Origin of the sequence: Bacillus sp. MZGC1, from assembly GCF_002998605.1 — a bacterium.
GTDB lineage: Bacteria > Bacillota > Bacilli > Bacillales > Bacillaceae > Bacillus.
Genome location: NZ_PVRE01000004.1, coordinates 61,649 through 80,572, shown reverse-complemented (window position 1 = coordinate 80,572; position 18,924 = coordinate 61,649). Strand labels below are relative to the sequence as shown.

At 44.0% G+C, this 18,924-nt stretch carries 17 protein-coding genes; 10 read left to right on the top strand and 7 right to left on the bottom strand.

The genetic code is table 11. The features are described from left to right. Positions 1-211 precede the first annotated feature (211 nt). The gene (locus C6Y06_RS13710) at positions 212-1,429 is read left to right on the top strand and encodes a multidrug effflux MFS transporter (RefSeq protein WP_106037052.1); all 1,218 of its coding nucleotides are present in this window, start codon (positions 212-214) and stop codon (positions 1,427-1,429) included. A 13-nt stretch (positions 1,430-1,442) separates the two neighbouring features. On the opposite strand, the gene C6Y06_RS20105 is transcribed toward C6Y06_RS13710, so the two are convergent. The 4 genes from C6Y06_RS20105 to C6Y06_RS13695 all read right to left on the bottom strand — a co-directional run bounded on the left by C6Y06_RS20105 (position 1,443) and on the right by C6Y06_RS13695 (position 3,435). After that, positions 1,443-1,613 carry a hypothetical protein gene (locus tag C6Y06_RS20105; RefSeq protein ID WP_181185465.1) on the bottom strand — a complete coding sequence of 57 codons (171 nt, stop codon included), beginning with the start codon at positions 1,611-1,613 and terminating at the stop codon, positions 1,443-1,445. Next, a complete protein-coding gene (locus C6Y06_RS13705; protein ID WP_106037051.1) occupies positions 1,610-2,197 on the bottom strand; it encodes a DUF1700 domain-containing protein in 588 nt (195 codons plus the stop codon). The genes C6Y06_RS20105 and C6Y06_RS13705 overlap by 4 nt, the downstream gene beginning before the upstream one ends. Further along, entirely contained in the window at positions 2,190-2,507 is a 318-nt protein-coding gene (locus C6Y06_RS13700) for a PadR family transcriptional regulator (protein ID WP_034664309.1), read from the bottom strand. Before C6Y06_RS13700 ends, C6Y06_RS13705 begins: the two co-directional genes overlap by 8 nt. 97 nt (positions 2,508-2,604) lie before the next feature. Beyond that, positions 2,605-3,435: a YitT family protein gene (locus tag C6Y06_RS13695; RefSeq protein ID WP_066031792.1), complete on the bottom strand. Its 831-nt coding sequence runs from the start codon at positions 3,433-3,435 to the stop codon at positions 2,605-2,607. Positions 3,436-3,770: 335 nt separating this feature from the next. Here C6Y06_RS13695 and mmuM point away from each other — a divergent pair, with 335 nt between their 5' ends. From mmuM to C6Y06_RS13680, 3 genes are all read left to right on the top strand, one after another. Then, complete coding sequence (mmuM, locus tag C6Y06_RS13690; RefSeq protein ID WP_106037050.1) at positions 3,771-4,709, top strand: homocysteine S-methyltransferase; 939 nt, start codon at positions 3,771-3,773, stop codon at positions 4,707-4,709. 46 nt (positions 4,710-4,755) lie between these two features. Then, positions 4,756-6,159 carry an S-methylmethionine permease gene (mmuP, locus tag C6Y06_RS13685; protein WP_060595450.1) on the top strand — a complete coding sequence of 468 codons (1,404 nt, stop codon included), beginning with the start codon at positions 4,756-4,758 and terminating at the stop codon, positions 6,157-6,159. A 122-nt stretch (positions 6,160-6,281) separates the two neighbouring features. Further along, on the top strand, positions 6,282-6,902 hold the full coding sequence (locus tag C6Y06_RS13680; protein ID WP_034664315.1) for a hypothetical protein: 621 nt from the start codon (positions 6,282-6,284) through the stop codon (positions 6,900-6,902). 344 nt (positions 6,903-7,246) lie between these two features. On the opposite strand, the gene C6Y06_RS13675 is transcribed toward C6Y06_RS13680, so the two are convergent. Both C6Y06_RS13675 and C6Y06_RS13670 read right to left on the bottom strand, forming a co-directional pair. Continuing rightward, positions 7,247-7,729 carry an Ig-like domain-containing protein gene (locus C6Y06_RS13675; protein WP_106037049.1) on the bottom strand — a complete coding sequence of 161 codons (483 nt, stop codon included), beginning with the start codon at positions 7,727-7,729 and terminating at the stop codon, positions 7,247-7,249. A 106-nt stretch (positions 7,730-7,835) separates the two neighbouring features. Next, positions 7,836-10,505, bottom strand: a complete 2,670-nt coding sequence (locus C6Y06_RS13670; protein ID WP_106037048.1) for a S8 family peptidase — start codon at positions 10,503-10,505, stop codon at positions 7,836-7,838. Positions 10,506-10,684: 179 nt separating this feature from the next. On the opposite strand from C6Y06_RS13670, the gene C6Y06_RS13665 reads away from it, so the two are divergent. From C6Y06_RS13665 to C6Y06_RS13640, 6 genes are read left to right on the top strand one after another with little or no spacing between them, the layout of a single operon-like run. Continuing rightward, on the top strand, positions 10,685-11,206 hold the full coding sequence (locus C6Y06_RS13665; RefSeq protein WP_223250468.1) for a PTS sugar transporter subunit IIA: 522 nt from the start codon (positions 10,685-10,687) through the stop codon (positions 11,204-11,206). Further along, complete coding sequence (locus tag C6Y06_RS13660; protein WP_007498438.1) at positions 11,203-11,532, top strand: PTS fructose transporter subunit IIB; 330 nt, start codon at positions 11,203-11,205, stop codon at positions 11,530-11,532. Before C6Y06_RS13665 ends, C6Y06_RS13660 begins: the two co-directional genes overlap by 4 nt. Before the next feature lie 36 nt (positions 11,533-11,568). After that, a complete protein-coding gene (locus tag C6Y06_RS13655; protein ID WP_034664325.1) occupies positions 11,569-12,687 on the top strand; it encodes a PTS fructose transporter subunit IIC in 1,119 nt (372 codons plus the stop codon). 28 nt (positions 12,688-12,715) lie between these two features. Further along, entirely contained in the window at positions 12,716-15,379 is a 2,664-nt protein-coding gene (gene mngB, locus C6Y06_RS13650) for a mannosylglycerate hydrolase (RefSeq protein ID WP_106037047.1), read from the top strand. A gap of 57 nt (positions 15,380-15,436) precedes the next feature. Then, a complete protein-coding gene (locus tag C6Y06_RS13645) occupies positions 15,437-16,321 on the top strand; it encodes an ROK family protein (protein ID WP_060595445.1) in 885 nt (294 codons plus the stop codon). Then, on the top strand, positions 16,318-18,237 hold the full coding sequence (locus C6Y06_RS13640; protein WP_106037046.1) for a BglG family transcription antiterminator: 1,920 nt from the start codon (positions 16,318-16,320) through the stop codon (positions 18,235-18,237). Before C6Y06_RS13645 ends, C6Y06_RS13640 begins: the two co-directional genes overlap by 4 nt. Before the next feature lie 63 nt (positions 18,238-18,300). Here the strand turns inward: C6Y06_RS13640 and arr are convergent, their stop codons facing one another. Continuing rightward, complete coding sequence (arr, locus tag C6Y06_RS13635; protein WP_034664337.1) at positions 18,301-18,717, bottom strand: NAD(+)--rifampin ADP-ribosyltransferase; 417 nt, start codon at positions 18,715-18,717, stop codon at positions 18,301-18,303. Positions 18,718-18,924 lie beyond the last annotated feature (207 nt).

Below are 18,924 nucleotides of genomic sequence, written 5' to 3'. Positions count from 1 at the left end.
AGCACCTCCTGTTGTTTATTGCTAGATATACGTATCATGCAAATACTGCATGTCGATGACCTTGTTCTTTTCTCTACTCATTCAATGTAAAGAGTCTCATTCGAAAGATCAATCATTTTGCACGGAATCCATCTTTGAAAATTTCTATTGAAAAGGAACGCTTGATTCATTATGCTGTTTTGAGGAAGTATACGAGGAGTGTAGTAATCATATGAGTTCTTTATCTTATCCCCAAGAATCGAAAAAAAATCGATTTCTTCTTGCTGCATTGCTTGGGTCTTTAACAGCCCTTGCACCGCTTGCAATGGATATGTATTTACCTGCTTTGCCTAATATTGCGCGTGATTTTGAAGCAAGCACGGCTTTGTCCCAATTAAGTCTTATGGCTTGTCTTATTGGACTGGCGCTTGGACAGCTGATTGCAGGTCCTATTAGTGATACGATCGGCAGAAGAAAACCGCTGATGATCGGCTTAATCATTTTTATAGCCTCATCACTTTTATGTACGGTAGTCACATCGATTTGGATGTTCATCCTCTTAAGATTGATTCAAGGGCTCGCTGGTTCAGCTGGCATTGTCATTGCACGAGCCATTGTGCGAGATCATTATGAAGGATCAGAAATGACGAAATTCTTTGCACTGCTGATGTTGGTCAACGGGGTTGCTCCGGCAGCGGCACCTATTGTGGGCGGACAGATTTTACGCTTTACAACATGGCAGGGTGTATTTGTTCTACTAGGAATTCTCGGGGCATTGATGCTGCTGAGATCCATTTTTTCACTACAAGAAAGTTTACCTGTGGAGCGCAGACAGACTGGGGGCTTTCAACAGATTGTTGGTGCCATGAAAATTTTAGCGAGTGATCGTCTCTTTGTTGGGTATGCCCTCTCGCAGGGTCTTGTATTCGCAGCGATGTTTGCCTATATTTCTGGCTCACCGTTTGTGCTCCAGGATCTTTTCCACCTTTCTCCACAAGGATTTAGTGCTGCCTTTGCAGTGAACAGTCTTGGCATCATCATGGCTGGACAAGTATTTGCCCGTGTCGCTGTAAAAATCGGCGAAGAGAAAGTTCTTCGCATTGGATTGCTGACAGCTGCCTTAGGCGGCGTCACCTTATTTTTGATGATCTCCATTGATGCAGGATTGTATGGCATTCTCATTCCATTGTTTTTTGTTGTCTCAAGCGTCGGAATTGTCGGTACGTCCGCGCCGTCTCTTGCGATGCAGCATCATGGAGCGCATGCAGGAAGTGCAGCTGCCCTCATCGGGGTGGCACAAATGCTGCTAGGCGCATGCATGACACCTCTTGTCGGACTAGCGGGAAGCCAAACAGCCTTTCCAATGGGCCTGATCATTATGCTTTGTGAACTAGGTGCATTTTGCTGTTATTTCTTCTTTGTGGTTCGAGCGAAAAAAAGACCCGCATAAGCGGGTCTTTCATTTATGGCTTGTTCCAATTGATAGTGCGGAACACATTGTTCTGGTCATTGTTGTGATATGCATCTAGGTCAAAGCCTGATAGTCCAAAACCAATTGCCATGATCATTCCTCCGACAACGGTGAAGATGATCCCCCATTTGATGCATTGCTTTTTTAAATCATTCACATTCATATTCTCACGACCTTCTTTTTAAACATTCCCATGAATGCCTTAGTGGTTTGAACAGTCATTTGAACAAATAGCTTTGTCAAATACACCGTGGCTATGCCGCATAATAATCCGACACCTAATAGAAGAATACCCACTCCAACCTGCGTCACCACCACATGCAAACCGTCCTGAAAAATAAATGGAGAACCAATGATGCTCCAAAAACCTCCGAGCAGACCAGTGAGCGTCAATGCACCTGTGACGAGCGGAACGCACCAAACCACCATATAGACAGAAAGAATCAGCAGAAAGACCGTTGCTAAAATACTTCCCCATAACGGAAAGCCCAAAATGAGAATGGAAAGCCTTGTAGCTTTTTCTCCGAACGTCGGCACCTGAGCAGTTTTGATTCCTTGTTCCTTCATAATCCCCTCAGCGATGATTGAAGGCTGACCCACTTGATGAACAGCTTCCTGTTCGCTGTAGCCATCTTCCTGATAATCCTCGATCATTTCATCGTAATATTCGATGAACCGATCACTTTCTTTTTCGCCTAGACGATGCAGGTGCTTCTCTAAGCTGGCTAAAAATTCTTTTTTATTCATTGCCCTGTCCTCCAGAAATAAAGTCGTAAATCGCCATTACTTGATCCCATTCCGCTAAAAACTGCGCCATATGCTCACGGCCGCTATTTGTCATTCGGTAGTACTTTCTTAATCGACTGTTATGTTCCTGGGAATAGGTCTCCACATAGTTGTTTTGCTCTAACCGCTTTAATATCGGATATAATGTCGATTCTGAAATCTCAATACAATGGGACATATCTTTAATAATTTGATAACCATAGGAATCGCCTTTCTTTAATACCGCCAGTACACAGAATTCCAGCAAACCTTTTTTTAATTGTGCATTCATGATTACAACTCCTAACCATTTATACTATACAATACATAGTATGATGTGACAAGAGGTATAGAGCATAAAAAAAGACCCGGTTAAGGTCTTTTCAGGTTTATATATTCACAAATCCTTCTCCGAACACATCACGCACGTCATGGACAACAACGAATGCGTCTCGATCAATTTTCTTGATGATTTTCTTTAGGCGCATGAGCTCTTGCTTTTGAATGACTGCGTAGAGAATCTCCTTCGATTCCTTTGAATAATGACCGCGTCCGTTTAAAATCGTCACGCCTCGATCCAAAGTGTGATTGATTTCTTCAGCAATATCATCTTTGCATGAAGAAATAATCGTTACTGCCTTTTTCGTGTTAAGCCCTTCTATCACGAAGTCCATCACCTTTGTTGCCACGTACAGCATCACAATGGTGAACATTAATTTTTCCGCACCAATAATAAAGTAGGAAGCAAATACGACGATCAGATCAAAGAACAAGATGGCATAGCTCACGTTCCAGTCTAAATACTTGTTGGCAATTCTTCCGAGTATGGCAGAACCCGCCGTTGTACCGCCTGCTCTTAGCACAAGACCAATTCCAATACCGATGATAATTCCTGCGAAAATCGCTCCAATGATCAATTCATGTACATTCACGACCCATGTTGTGGTCAGGTGTAAAAATAGGGAGTTACTTGCGACGGCAACCACAGTATAAATCGTCGTCTTCTTGTCCAAATATTTATACCCCACAAGCAGCAGGATGGAATTAAACACCAGGTTCGTCAGCCATGGTGCAATTTCAAACAAATAATAGAAAATGATGGACAGCCCCGTTACACCGCCTTCACCAAATTCAAGTGGAATGACAAACATGTTCACTGCTGCAGCAAATAAAAAAGAACCAATCAGAATCATAGCCAAATCTTTTACACATTTTTTCAATTTCTTCTTTCCTCCTTTTCTAAGCATATAAAAAACCCTCTTTCTGCACGAAAGAAGACAGTCGTTGGACAAAATAAAAATCAAAAGACAGCGCCTTTTGATGAAGCTTTCTGAAATGAACCTTTCCATAATATATATCTCTTTTTAGAGGCTGTCAATGACTTGGTTTTCTATTATTTTGACTGCATGTTTATGCACCGGAACCCGCATGTTTTCAAGGTTTTTCCGCGATATCATGCTTTTTCCTCTCCTTGACAAAAACACTTTAGTCATTTAAACTACTGCCTCATATCATATCCATCATTTCCAACTAAAAAGGAGGGTGTTCGATTCCGATGAATCCTATTCAAAGCCGTTTACAGCCTCACGCACCTTTGGTTTTAGACGGTGCACTTGCAACGGAGCTTGAACGAAAGGGCTGCGATTTAAACGATCGTTTATGGTCAGCCAAAATACTCATTGAACAGCCAGAATTGATTCAGCAAGTACACTTGGATTACTTCCAAGCCGGAGCTGACTGTGCCACAACAGCGAGCTACCAAACAACGATTGATGGCTTCGCTGAAAAAGGCTATACAAAAGAAGAAGCCATTGAACTAATGAAACGATCTGTCACTTTAGCAAAAGAGGCACGCGATCTTTTTTGGCAGGATGAAGCGCGTCGTAAAGGGCGGACAAAACCATTTGTCGCAGGATCTGTGGGGCCATTCGGCGCTTATTTGTCTGATGGTTCAGAATATAAGGGAAATTACGGACTCACGGAGCAGGCACTTATTGATTTTCACAGACCAAGAATTCAGGCATTAGTAGAAGCTGGTGCAGACATTCTTGCATGTGAAACGATCCCTTGTCTGATTGAAGCAACGGCTATCGCAAAGCTGCTGCAAGATGAATTCAGTGGTGTATGTGCTTGGATTACTTTCAGCGCGAAGGATGACCTTCATATTAGTGAAGGTGATTTGCTCAGAGAATGTGTACAAGTACTGGAACCATATGAACAGATCGCTGCTGTTGGTGTAAACTGTACGCCGCCGCAATTTATCTCTTCTCTCATTCAAGAGATGAAAAAGGGGACGAGCAAGCCGATTGTCGTGTATCCAAACTCAGGAGAATTATATGATCCTGAAGAAAAGGTATGGAGCGGGGATACATCTCAGCATACATTTGGTGAATGTGCGCATCAATGGTACAAAGACGGCGCGCATATCATCGGCGGCTGCTGCCGGACGACCCCAGAAGATATCACGGACATCTTAAAACAAACCACATCATAGCACCACGAATCATCACACATACTTCTAAGCAAAAGGGCGGGAAGACATGGAACAAGCAAAAGATCAGTCACAACAATATCAACGAAAAATGACGAGCCGCCACCTGTTCATGCTTTCTCTAGGCGGCGTTATTGGAACAGGGCTCTTTTTAAGCTCTGGGTATACCATCAATCAGGCAGGACCCGCAGGAACGATTCTTGCCTATCTTGTCGGGGCATTAATTGTGTACCTCGTGATGCTCTGTTTAGGCGAGCTATCTGTCGCAATGCCGGTTACAGGGGCCTTTCATACGTATGCAACAAAATACATTGGACCCGGCACAGGCTATACAGTCGCTTGGCTCTACTGGCTGACATGGACAGTGGCACTCGGTTCGGAATTTACAGCGGCAGGCCTTTTAATGCAGCGCTGGTTCCCAGACACATCGGTTTGGATGTGGAGCGGCGTTTTTGCTCTTCTCATCTTTTTACTCAATGCTTTTACAGTTAAGTTCTTTGCAGAATCGGAATTTTGGTTTTCCAGCATTAAAGTAATGGCTATTATTCTCTTTATTATCCTTGGCGGAGCTGCGATGTTTGGCTTGATTCCATTAAAGGGCGGTGAGGCCGCTCCGTTCTTTTCTAACTTCACTGGAGAAGGCGGACTTTTCCCAAACGGCTTTTTACCAATTTTAATGACGATGCTGGCCGTCAATTTCGCTTTTTCAGGTACGGAGTTAATTGGAATTGCTGCGGGTGAAAGCGTCAATCCTGACGAGACCATTCCAAGAGCGATTCGCACAACCGTACTGCGTCTTGTCCTGTTTTTCGTTGGAACGATCGTGGTCTTAGCCGGCTTGATCCCAGTGGAAGAAGCCGGGGTGATCAAAAGTCCATTTGTTGTGGTGTTTGATCGAATCGGGATTCCGTATGCCGCAGATTTCATGAATTTTGTCATTTTGACAGCGATCTTATCTGCTGCAAACTCTGGACTATACGCGTCATCCCGTATGCTCTGGTCACTTTCTGAGGAACGGACACTGCCTAAGAAACTTGCAAAGCTGACATCAAAAGGAATTCCTTTGAATGCACTGATTTTAAGTATGATCGGCGGTATTCTTTCTTTGTTATCAAGTGTCATCGCACCCGAAACGGTATACCTTGTCCTTGTTTCGATCTCTGGACTGGCCGTTGTAATCGTGTGGATGGGGATTGCTGCCTCACAGTTGATGTTTCGGAAACGTTTTTTACAGGAAGGCGGACAGCTCCATGATCTTTCCTTTCGAACCCCGCTCTATCCAGTGGTTCCAATTGCTGCCTTCCTCCTGTGTTTTGCATCTGTCATCGGTATTGCCTTTGATCCAAATCAGCGGATTGCCCTCATCTGCGGCATTCCTTTCATCGCGCTCTGCTATGCTGCCTATTATGTGACAGCTTGGATTCAGAAAAAACGAGAAGAACCTGGTGTATAGCACCAGGTTTTTTAAAGTATAAACAACTTGACAAAAAAGGATATCGCTAGCAAAAGAAACACACATTGGTATATGATAGGAATCTATGATTTTCAGGATGAACCAAGGGAGTTGTCACTAATATGGAAATGACCATTACAAGAGCATTAAGTGAACTGAAAATGTTAGATAAGAGAATCAACCGAACCGTTGATGAAGCCGTACTTGGTGGATTGATGATCGGGAAACATATACAGCACGGGTTTCAAAATCAAGAAGAAATCGAAAAAAAGGCGAAGGCTGATGACCAATCGATTCAAGCATTAATCAAACGCCGGAATGCCATCAAATCAGCCATTGTTGTGTCGAATGCGACCACAACAATTGATGTAGCGGGTGTCAGCATGACGGTGGCAGAAGCGATTGAACGGAAGACGTCCATTGAATACGATATTCGTTATTTACGGAAATTAAAAAAGGTGTACACAGAACTAGTAGACAAAGCAGAACAAACCAATGAAGATGTGAAAAAGAGACTCGACCAGCATTTAGAAACCTTGTTTGGAAAAGACGGAAAAACACAAGCGGCTGCCAACCAAGAGATCGTCAAGTCGTTCCTAGCTGAAAATGAGGCAACGATCATCGATCCGCTTCGTCTTCGAGTGAAGATTGAAAAGCTTTCGAACGAAATTGAGGATTTTCAAATGGAAGTTGATTTTTCCTTGTCTGAAAGCAATACACTGACGAAAATACAGATCGATTAATTGATTTTGTTAGTGAGCCGAAAATCGATAGAACTAAACACCTCCGAGGGAAAGGTCATTCCCTCCTCATCTGATCATCTCTGGATGATCCTTGATAAAAGCTCAAAGCTGAAGGTTCAAGGATCAACGTTCAAGTGTGAAAGTTCTTATCCATCAAAGCTCAGAATTAAAAGGTAAACGCTCGATCAAATCTGGGAGTCACGGCTCATGAGTGTTTGTTTATCGACTCTTTCGGTTGCCGCCCAGCAGGTTTGCTAACAAAAAGAAAAGGATGTCAAATGATGACATCCTTTTTTCTATGAAAAAAACGACAGGGCTTTCACCAAGTCGCCTCTTCCAGCAGATTAGTAACGTGATGTATATGCCAAATGGTATACACTTGTGACATTTGAAGATAGCTTGATGTCGTTTGAAGTGAACGTCACTGGAACGATATCGTAGTAATGTGTAGACCAGCCTGCATTATTGTATGTTTGGTAGCCTGCACCTGCAGGAACTTGAAACGTCAGTGAAAATTGTCCATTTACGTCTGTTGTGCCTGTCGCTGTTTGAGCATATGATTTGATTGCTGCTTCAAAATAAAGCTGGATCGGCTGATTGGGCATGAGATTTCCACTTGCATCTTTTAGTGTTCCTTTAAACGTAGCTGGATAATAAGAACCCACGCGATATTTACTGCCAGAACCGTAATTAACCATACCTCCGTCTGCTGCTGTAACACTAGTTACTTGTACAGATGCTGGTACTGCTCCTGTTTCCTCTGCATGTGCAAAGGTTGGGAATACGAGAAGCAATGATAGAAAGAAAGCAAACATCATTTTTTTCATCGATAAATCCTCCTTTTTTTCCTACTATATTACTATCGACATTAATTGGTATTTTTCCAGTAACAAACAAAAGAACTTCCCTTTTTTAGAAAGGGAAGTTCTTCTCTTACTTTTTCACAACAACAACCTTCACCGCTTTGCTTTCTCTTTTTCTCACATCAGAAGCGGTCACATACAAGACTGTTTTGGCTTTTTGCGGTTTTATTTGGGCAGTAAATGCGCCCTTGTTATTCGTTTTCACCGTTTTGATGACTTTCTTTGATTTGTTTTTCACTTTAATGGTCAATCCTGCACCCGCAGTCCCTTTGACCGTTTTACTTTTGACCGTTACTTTGCCCACTTTCGGCTTAGCTGGTGCTTTGCCTTTTTTGACGACTGTTTTGAGCGTTGTAGCGGCCTTTCCTTTTGAAATCTTAATGTGAAGGACTTTGTTTTTGTTCTGATGCTTGATCTTCACACTAAAAGTTCCATTTTTGCCTGCTGTGCCTTTTCCAAGCAGGGTTTTGCCTCTATACACAGAAATAGCAGCGCCGGCCTTTGCTTTACCTGTCACCTTTTGATGCTGATCCTCCACTTTGCTCACAGATGCATTCAGTTCGACAGCACTTAAAGCAGCAAATGCATTCAGTCTGCCATGACCTGTCATCCAATCAATACCTGGAATTTTCGGATCGACAATTGGCTCATCGTTTTCATCATAGAAAACGTCATCTTTTCCATCAACAGATGTAAAGGAGATCTTATCTGCTGTGCTTTGCAAGATATTCCTTACTTGATTTGGCTTCAAGGATGGATTTTTAGAAAGCAGTAATCCTGCTGCCGCTGCCACATATGGTGTCGCCATTGATGTCCCGCTCAGATATGAGACATTCCCATCTGGCATTAAGCTTGGAATATCAGATCCTGGTGCAGACATGCTCAGTCCTTTACCGTAGCTTGAGAATTCAGCGGCAATATCCATACGGTTGCTTGCGCCAATGGCCATTGCGTACTTTGATGTCGCAGGATAGCCCATTTCTGGAACGCCATCATTTCCACTCGCCACGACCACTAGTACATTTCTTTGAGCCGCGTAGTTCATTGCGTATTCAATCACCCTGCTGTAGTAGCCGCCAAGGCTCATGTTGATGACCTTTGCACCTTTATCCACTGCATGCTTGATTCCAAGTGCAATATGCTCTGTATCTCCAAAGCCATAGGCATCCAGCACCTTCACCGGAATGATGCCCGTATGTTGATTGAGACCTGCCATGGAGTAATGATTATCGGCTTTTGCGGCAATGATGCCGGCAACATGCGTACCGTGTCCATTGTCATCAATCGCATCTTTGTTTCGTCCAATGAGATTCGCACCTAAGTCCGTACGAACAGTCCCGCTTAAATCAGTCAAACGACTGTCTACACCTGTATCCACAACTGCAATCAATGTTTGCTTCATCTTGCTTGTGCCAATCAGTGTATTCATTTGTTCAAACTTCACATCAGCGCCTTTTTTCCCGCTGTTTTGCGCACTGTTTTTCAGTGGCCACTGGTAACCATACTGCACGTCATTGCTCAGTGCACGATAAGTTTGAACAGGCTCCGCAAATTCAACATTCGGCATACTGGACAGCTTTCTTGCAGTGCTTTTGATCACAGCTTTGCCTGCTTTTAGTGTCTTCCCAGCTGATTCTTGCCCTGCTGGTACATCATAGACATACATTCCTTTAAACAAAGGACTTACTGACTGCGATGTCACGCGGTTTTCTTGGATTCCATAGCTTTTCATCTTCTTTTTCGCAGATTGAAGCGTTTGGCCATCCTTTAATTTAAAAATGATCTTATTCGTCTTCACTTTCTCTTCTTTTACAAGCTTTTGCTTCTCTAATACATAACCGATCGATTTTCCTTCAAGCTGATCGATTCCAATATTTTGACTCACTGCTTCTAATTCCTTCTTTAAATAGGCAGGACTTGCTCCTTTGAGCATATCAAAAAGGGAACGGATCGCCTGTTGTTCTTTCTCTGTCACGATATGACCGCTAAATGCACCATTTTTCTCTACGTCATTTAGCAGTGACTTTAATGTCAGCAGATGATTGTATACCTTTTGCTGCTCATTTTTTTGTTTGATGAGCTTCGATTTGAGAAATGGCTTTGTCTTTTGGAGCAGGCGACTCAGCTTCTGACCATTTGGTGTTTCATTAAAACGTTTATCTTCAATTGTACGCATCGATTGGAGAATTTCGCGCCCGTACTTTTTCTCAATAATAATGATGTCAGGCTCATCGTCTTCAGGGAAAACGGGTTCGGAAGGCGGAAGGTTAGCTCCTTTATACCCAATTGTATAGGCCGCATCCTCTTCCTCATCACGGCTGTCTCCCTCCGACCCTAAATAGAGCACTTTGACAAAATAAGGACCTGACCATGCATGCGGGAAGTCGATCTCTGTCTCTCCACTTGCAGTGTCCACACGATATCTGGAATAAGTGTCATCCTTCATCGCTCTGTCCTTGCTTGGATAGACCGATACGGACAACACTTGTTTACTTTTTACAGAAATTTTCATATGCGTATGTTTTGCCACCTCTTGTGCAGATGGCGTGATTTGGTACCATGACTCTTCCTTTTCATTCTGTAATGTACCTGAAATCACTTCACCATTTTTTAACCCAATGGCTTCATTGACAGTTGTTCCTTTACTGGCAGCTGCTGCCTCATATCCAGGTAATGCCGCCATACAGAGAATGATGGCCATGAGTACGATCACACAGGATTTGACCTGCTTTTTGAACATGAAAAGACCCCCTTATCTTTTGTAATACCTTGGAAGAATATCACAGAAATGCATTTAGTAGAATCTGTTTTTTACATAATTAAACTCGTTTTAAGCTAGGATTTGAGATATCCAGAAAGTATGACAGATAGCTTCATAAACTTTTTGCCATTTCAAACGGAAAATGATGCTATTTAACCATGCCGAAAAGTACATTACAATCAACTTGTAAGCGCTTAACAAACAAGAGAGAAGGGATCAGCTTGTTCCAAAAAGATCATGTTTTCACACAAGTAAACGGACGATCAAAGAATGAGATTTTACAATACATTGCCGAGAAAGCTGAAGACCTTCAGATTACAAACGATCAGGCGGGGTTATTATCCGATTTGTTGACACGCGAAGACGAAGTCTCAACAGGACTTCAGCAAGGCTTCGCCATTCCTCATACAAAAAGCTCCGCTGTACAAACGGCTTCACTTCTATTTTTAGAGTTAGAACAACCGATTGAATGGGGAAGCTTCGACGATTTGCCCACAAGCTATTTATTTACACTGCTCGTTCCATTAGAAGAAGCAAATGTCACACACTTGAAATTACTGTCAGGGATTGCGACAAGCCTCATGGAACCGGCTTTCATCGAAAAGATACAACCAGGTCAAACCGCTGACTATTATTACGAAGTCATTGAACAACAATTGAAAGAGGGGATTACACAATGAAAATTGTCGGTGTCACTTCATGTCCAGCAGGGTTAGCTCATACACCAATGGCAGCAAAGGCATTAGAGAATGCGGGTAAACAGCTCGGTCACGAGATCAAAATCGAGCAGCAAGGGATTATGGGACAAGTGAATGGCATTACAGCTGAGGAAGCAAAGCAGGCAGACCTTTGTATCATTGCCTCAAATCAGCATATCAACGATGCGGAACGTTTCTCAGGCATTCCCACAGTACGTGTCGAGATTGGACGCGCCTTAAAAAATGCCGAGCAAATCATCACAAAAGCCGTAGCACTTGTTGAAAAGAAAAAATCTGAATCTCAATAAACGTGAGCAATGCCATATAGAAAGGAGCAAAGCAAAATGAAAGCAAAATTAAAAGTCATTGAAGGCCATCTCATGACCGGTATTTCTTATATTCTTCCTGTGATCATCGGCGCCTCCCTTATCGTTGGTTTAGCAAAACTAGTCGGATTAGGATTTGGTGTTTCAGATTTAAACGCCTATAAGGATGCTGGCGGCATTTTACACGGCGCCTATTTAATGGAGCAGGTTGGCTGGACAGGCATTGGCTTAATGAACGTCCTGCTCGCTGGATTTATCGCCTATTCGATTGCGGATAAATCAGGTCTTGCGGCCGGCTTCATCGGTGGTGCCCTTGCCAGCTCAACGAATGCTGGATTTATCGGTGCCGTCATTGCAGGCTTCTTCGCAGGATATGTCGCTCTTTTTGTAAAACGAAAAATTCAAATTCAAGGCTCCGCGGCCGGACTCGTTCCTCTGCTCATCTTACCGCTTATTACCGTTGGCTTAACCGGACTTCTCATGTCCGTTCTGCTTGGCGGGCCATTAGGCGCTTTGAACACGGCATTAATTGAATGGATTAAAGGTATGGTCGCTGACGGCACAAGCACACTTGCACTCGCTCTGATTCTAGGTGCGATGATTGGCTTCGACCTTGGCGGACCGGTGAATAAATCCGCTTGGATGGCAGGTAATGCACTCTTCCTATCAGGCGTCTACCTCCCTGCCATCCTCGTCAATATTGCGATTGTCATTCCGCCGCTTGGATACGGGCTTGCGACATTGATTCGAAAACGCAACTTCTCTCCAACCTTTAGAGAAGCCGGACGAGGCGGGCTTGTGATGGGCATTATCGGTATTACGGAAGGGGCGATTCCTTTTACCCTTGTCAATCCTTTGAAATTAATTCCGCTCAATGTTGTCGCGTGTGCTGCTGGAAGCGGGGTCGCTGCATTATTAGGTGTTCATGACATCATGCCGCCAATTGGCGGGCTATACGGCTTCTTCTCAGTCGGAAACTGGTGGGCCTATTTAATCGGAGCCCTCACTGGCGCACTCGTCATCGGTATTGGCGCCAACCTGCTTGTGAATTTCTCTGAGAAAAAAGAGCCAAAAACGCCTGAACATGACCAGAAGCAGAAAGAAGAAGACGATTTTGACCTTGTGCTAGAAGGATAATTTGAACATAGAAAGGTGTCGTTGATCAATGACTGTCAATGTACATGTGATTCCACATACTCACTGGGACCGGGAATGGTATTTCACCACCTCCCGATCCCGTATCTACTTAATGAAAAGCGTAATGGACATTTTAGACACCCTTGAAACAGATGAAAGGTTCCATTACTTCATGCTCGATGCACAGGCATCCTTATTGGATGATTACTTGAAATGGCGCCCTGAGGATGAGAATAGAATCAAAAAGCTCGTCACAGCCAAACGTCTCATCATCGGCCCATGGTATACCCAAACCGACCAGCTCGTCATTTCAGGTGAATCGATTGTACGGAACCTGCAATATGGGATTGAACGCTGTCAGCAGTTCGGTCATGTGATGAAAGTCGGCTATGTCCCTGATTCCTTCGGTCAATCCGCGCAAATGCCTCAAATTTACCGTGGATTCGGCATTGTGGATACAGCTTTTTGGCGCGGTGTTTCAGACCATATGACGAATCACACTGAATTCAATTGGCAAGGTGCTGACGGCAGTGAAGTCTTTGCTGTGAACCTGCCATTTGGCTACTACTACGGTGGAAATATTCCTGAAAAGGATGAGGACTTACAAGCCTTTTTATCTGAAAAAATTGGAGCGCTGCAAGCAAAAGCAACCACAAAGAATGTCTATTTCCCAAATGGCTTTGACCAGGCACCGATCCGCAAAAACCTGCCTGACTTATTGGAAAAAGCCAATGAACTTAACGAGCACCACTATCAAATCAGCAGTTTAGAAGATTACATTGCAGCAGTGAAAAAAGAGCGGACGTCTTTTGAAACATTAGAAGGAGAGCTCATTCATGCGAAGCATATGCGGATTCACAAATCTATTTTTTCAACACGAGCTGATTTAAAAATCTTAAACAATCAAATTGAAAACTATCTCGTCAATGTGATGGAGCCTATCCTAACGATCAGCTATTCACTCGGACACGACTATCCGCATGATACGGTTCGTGATATTTGGTACCTCATGTTTGAAAATGCAGCGCATGACAGCATTGGCGGCTGCAATAGCGACACGACGAATCAAGATGTCTTCTTCCGCTACAAGCAGGCAAAGGAAATCGCCGAGAATCTTGTGGACTTACACATGCGTCTCATTGCTATTCGACTGCAAACTGAGCAAGAAATCACATTCACGTTATTTAATACACTGCCTTCAAAGCGTTCTGAAGTCATTGAGGTCGAAACTTTTATCACGGAACGTCCATTTACACTAAAGGATGCAAACGGAAGAACGCTTCACTACACAGTGAAAAGCAAAACCGATGTCACAGATTATGTGCTGGCACAGCAAATTTCTCTTAACCCAAGTAAAGATGTGTACATGCCAAAACAAGTATGGAAAGCCATTCTGCTGATTGAAGCCGCCAGCTTACCGTCCGTTGGTTATACACAAGTCAGCATGGTTTTCGATGAATCAAGCGAATCTGCATGGGAACAAACAGAAGGACGCGCGATTGAAAATACGTATTACCGCATAGCGGCAAATGACAACGGATCGCTGGATATCACAGATAAACAAACAGGCCGGACATTCTCTGAGCAAATGACCTTTGAAGACAATGGAGACGATGGAGATTCTTACAACTATTCCCCGCCGCGCGAAGATCTGTATGTGTCATCCAAGGATCTTTCTTCAGCAGACCTCACAGTTTCTAAAAGCGGACTGCAGGAAGAGCTCACCATCCAGCTTACTCTCACTGTCCCATATGACTTAGAAGAGCGCTCTCAGCAATCGGTCACGACTTCACTCCCGATCACAGCGAAGGTGGCATTAAACAAAGATGAGCCTGTCATCCGTTTTCATGTCGATGTCGACAATCATGCGTTAGACCATCGTCTGCGTGTCCTCTTTGATACAGGCATCGCATCAAAGGTATCACTGAGCGATCAGCAGTTTGGAACCATCGAACGCCCAACAGAGCTCACGCAAGAGCTTGAATGGTGGAGCAATGAGCATTGGGAAGAAAAACCGATCACCATTGAACCGATGCAATCCTTTACTGCACTTCGTGATGAAGCATATGGTGTCGCTCTATTGACCGACTGTGTGAGAGAATACCAGATCACAGGAGAAGGCTACACAACGATTGCGTATACGCTCTTCCGCTGTTTCGGAAAAATGGGGAAAGAAAATCTTCTTTACCGTCCAGGCCGCGCATCTGGGGAAAAAATTGTTGAGACACCTGACGCTCAGCTGCAAGGTGCACTGTCGTTCTCATTTGGCATGCACTATAGCAAGGACGCTGTCAGCGAGGGGCACTTAGCGCAGCTTGCTAAGCGGTATACCACCCCAGTTCAATGCTACGAACGGGCAGACTTTTTAAACGGTCGTTTAATTTTCTCTTTCCGAGATGAAAAAGAAGACTTACAATCTACTTATAGCCTGCTTGACATTGAGACAGACGGAGCCATTCTAAGCGCTCTAAAAAAAGAAGAGCATGGAACAGGCATTGTCATCCGTCTCTTCAATCCATATTTAACGCGTCAAACAGCCGCTTCAATCAATAGTTCATCTCTACAACACGGAGAAACAGCGAATTTAGGCGAAACACCTGAAGGACATATACTCAAAGCACAACATGGATCATTACACATTGAACCGCTCACACCTTGTCAGGTACAAACCTACATTGTAAAGAAAAAATGAACATGTAGGGGCGGGGTCCATTTGGATTCCGCCCCTCTTTAATGGAGGGCATTGATCATGCGAATTGGAGGCATTGAAGCAGGCGGAACAAAATTTGTCTGCGGCTACGGAACAACAGACGGAACGATTGAACACATGACTTCCTTTGCAACAGGAAACCCAATTGAAACATGCCGGCAAGTGATCGATTACTTTACAAAGCATCCTGTCGATGCCATTGGCATTGGGGCATTCGGGCCTGTCGATGTAAAAGAACAAAGCCCAAGCTATGGGACGATTTTAGATACACCAAAAACAGCCTGGCGCCAATTCCCTTTCCTCTTAACCTTAAAACAAGCCCTTGGGCTCCCGATGAAGCTTGATACCGATGTGAACTGTGCAGCACTCGGAGAAGCCCGCTTTTCGGTCGAAGCACAAAAGCCTGCTTCTTTGGTTTACATCACAGTTGGAACAGGAATAGGCGGCGGTGCCTATATTGAACACCGCCTCATTCACGGATTGTTGCATCCAGAAATGGGTCATATCACCGTTCAGCGGCATCCTCATGATTCCTACGGAGGCTGCTGCCCAATACATCACGACTGTTTAGAGGGACTGGCATCTGGACCTGCCATAGAAGGACGCTATCATACACTGGCGCAAATGCTGCCAGAGGAGCATCCTGCCTGGTCACTTCATGCCTACTATCTCGGGCAGATGACCGCCAATTTATTACTCACTCTTTCACCTGAACGCATCATTCTCGGCGGAGGTGTGATGAAACAGCCCGCTATGCTGCCGCTCATTCTTGATGAAACAGAAAAGCGGCTTCACGGGTATTTGCAGCTGCCAAAGCCTTTAAATGAAATTATCACCAAGCCATCCTTTGATGGATTATCGGGTTTAATGGGCGCAATCGCTCTTGGTACTGATGCCTTACAGGCGCAAGGAGCCGCGCAATGATGATGACGGCAGATCCTCGAACCTATCAGCTGATTCAGCGGCTATTTGAAACGAAGGGGTTCGTGAAGCTGGAGGAGCTCACTGCCTCTTTTCGCTTATCTGACCGCTCCATCCGCAATTTAATCAAAGAAGCAAATGAGCAATTAAAGGAAGCTGGAGCCAAGATTAAAACGATCCGCGGAAAGGGATACACTCTATTAACAAGTGACCAAGACGCCTTCCTGCTTTGGCTTCATCAACAGAAGCTTCCTGCCCGCTCTCTCGTCCCCGTCATGCCAGAAGAGCGTGTACGATTTATGATGAGAAAGCTATTGCTTCAACCGGATTACTTAAAAATTGACCAGCTGGCTGAAGAACTGTTTATCAGCCGCATGACGGTCAGCAGTGATTTAAAAAAAGGACGAGAGCTGTTAGCCCGTTACGGCATGACCCTTGTGTCAAAGCCTGGTTTTGGCTTAAAGATTGAGGGAGACGAGCTGCAAAAAAGAACATGCTATGCAGACTTACTCCTTGAGGAAGAGCCTGCACTTTCTCATATCACCGAGCGGGAGCAGCTCCATTTTCCTGATATTTCTCTTGAAACCATTCGATCTATTGTCTTGACGAACCTGCATCAAGAGTCATTGCTCATTAAAGACATTGCCTTAAAAAACTTAGTCATTCACTTAGCGATTGCGATTCAGCAGACACGAAAAAACCAGCGGATATCCGCCAGTACCACTCGTACACAAAGATCGCAAGTCTTAATGAGAATTGCCCAAAAGATCATACAGCAGGTAAGTGACACCTTTCACGTCATCTTATCAGAGGATGAAACAGATTACTTAGTGATGCATCTATTGGCGAATCAAACGTGGAAAGAAGCCGCCCAGCATCAGACGACAGTGGAAGTTCAGCAGGCGGTTGCGGTCTTTCTACAGCACATTGAGAAAACAAGCGGCCACCGCTTTGCAGATGACAACATCCTGCAGCAAGACTTGATGCTTCATATGAAGCCATTATTAAATCGAATCCAATATGGCGTATCCTTACAAAATCCACTTTTGCATGAGATCAAAGCGTCCTATCCTTACCCGTTTGATTTGGCTGTCAGCGGACTGAATGCCTTACAGCTGATACGGACGCCAAATGAAGACGAGGCGGCATATGTTGCTCTGCATATCGCTGCTTCATTTGAAAGAAGTCAGCTCGATACCTCGCAAAAAAAGAAAGCCATTATCGTGTGCGGGTCTGGACTAGGGACGGCAAGACTGCTTGAAATTAAATTGAAGGCAGCCTTTCAGCACGAACTGGAAATCGTCGAGCTGTATTCCTATCAGGATTATCTAATGAGCACCACCCTGCCCTGTGATGTCATCATTACAACCGTCCCACTCGCATCAAAGGGAAAACCCGTGATTCAGGTCAGCGCTTTTTTTGAACATCATGATGTACAGCGGGTAAATGAGGTCATTCATTTATTAAATGGACATGGGACTCCCTCTAAAGAGCTGATGGCATTTTTTCAAGAACGATTGACCTTATTGAATGCTGACCTATCCAGCAAGGAGGAGGTATTAGACACACTATGCAGCCGTTTAGAGAAGCATCAGCTAGTATCGCCTTCTTTTCGGTCCTCGGTGCTTGAGCGGGAGCAAATGTCGTCTACCTATCTTGGCAGAGGAATGGCTATGCCTCACCCGCTCATCACAAATGAAGGCACATCCTGCGTAGCCATCGCACACTTAAAACAGCCAATTGACTGGCAGGGAGACCAAGTATCACTTGTCTTTTTATTAGCCATTCATAAGGATGACGCAGTCTGTATGAATCAATTCTTTGAACAGGCCGTCGATTTACTGGACAATCCAGACCGCATTCACTTCCTGAAGCAAGCAAAAACATTTGATGAGTTGATGGATGCATTGTTTCAATAAAATAGAACAAAGGCCGCCCAGTTGTTGATGAGGCGGCCTTCGTGTTATTTAGAATATGGATCATCAATCGTATATGACATTTTTCCCTTCTTCGCTTAATTTCTTCAAAGAGCTCAGCATATGTTCAATTTCTTCATCAGAATGTCTTTCCCATGAACCTAATTCTGCGACAATTTTCAAAGGGGATTTCGATCGATAAGAACGTGTTGGATTGCCGGGAAATTTTTTGTCAGTCAAATTCGGATCATTTTCAAATTCGCCTAACGGTTCTACAAGATATATTCTCTCTTTCGCATCAGACCTTGCTAACTCAGCACCCCATTTGGCCGCATTTAATGTTCCAGTGAAATAGATATGGTTTGATTTTTTATCCTGAAAATTGGATAAATACAGCGGTTCAAGCAGATCTCCAATCTTCAATTCTGCTTTCGTCCCATGAAAAAATGGGCCAGGATCTAAAACCTGCTCATTGTCATTCATACAGCCGCACCCCTTATCGTTTTTGACTTGCGTATAACAGTATACGACCTGATTTGGGCGGAAAACAGTCTGTAAATGAGATTGTATTCGCGGTATAATAATAGTAGAGAGCAAGATGTGATTGGATCTAAAAAAATGGAAACTTCTCATTAACACCAACAAGTACAAAAACAAGAATACCTTCCACAGCTGATAGAGTCACAATCA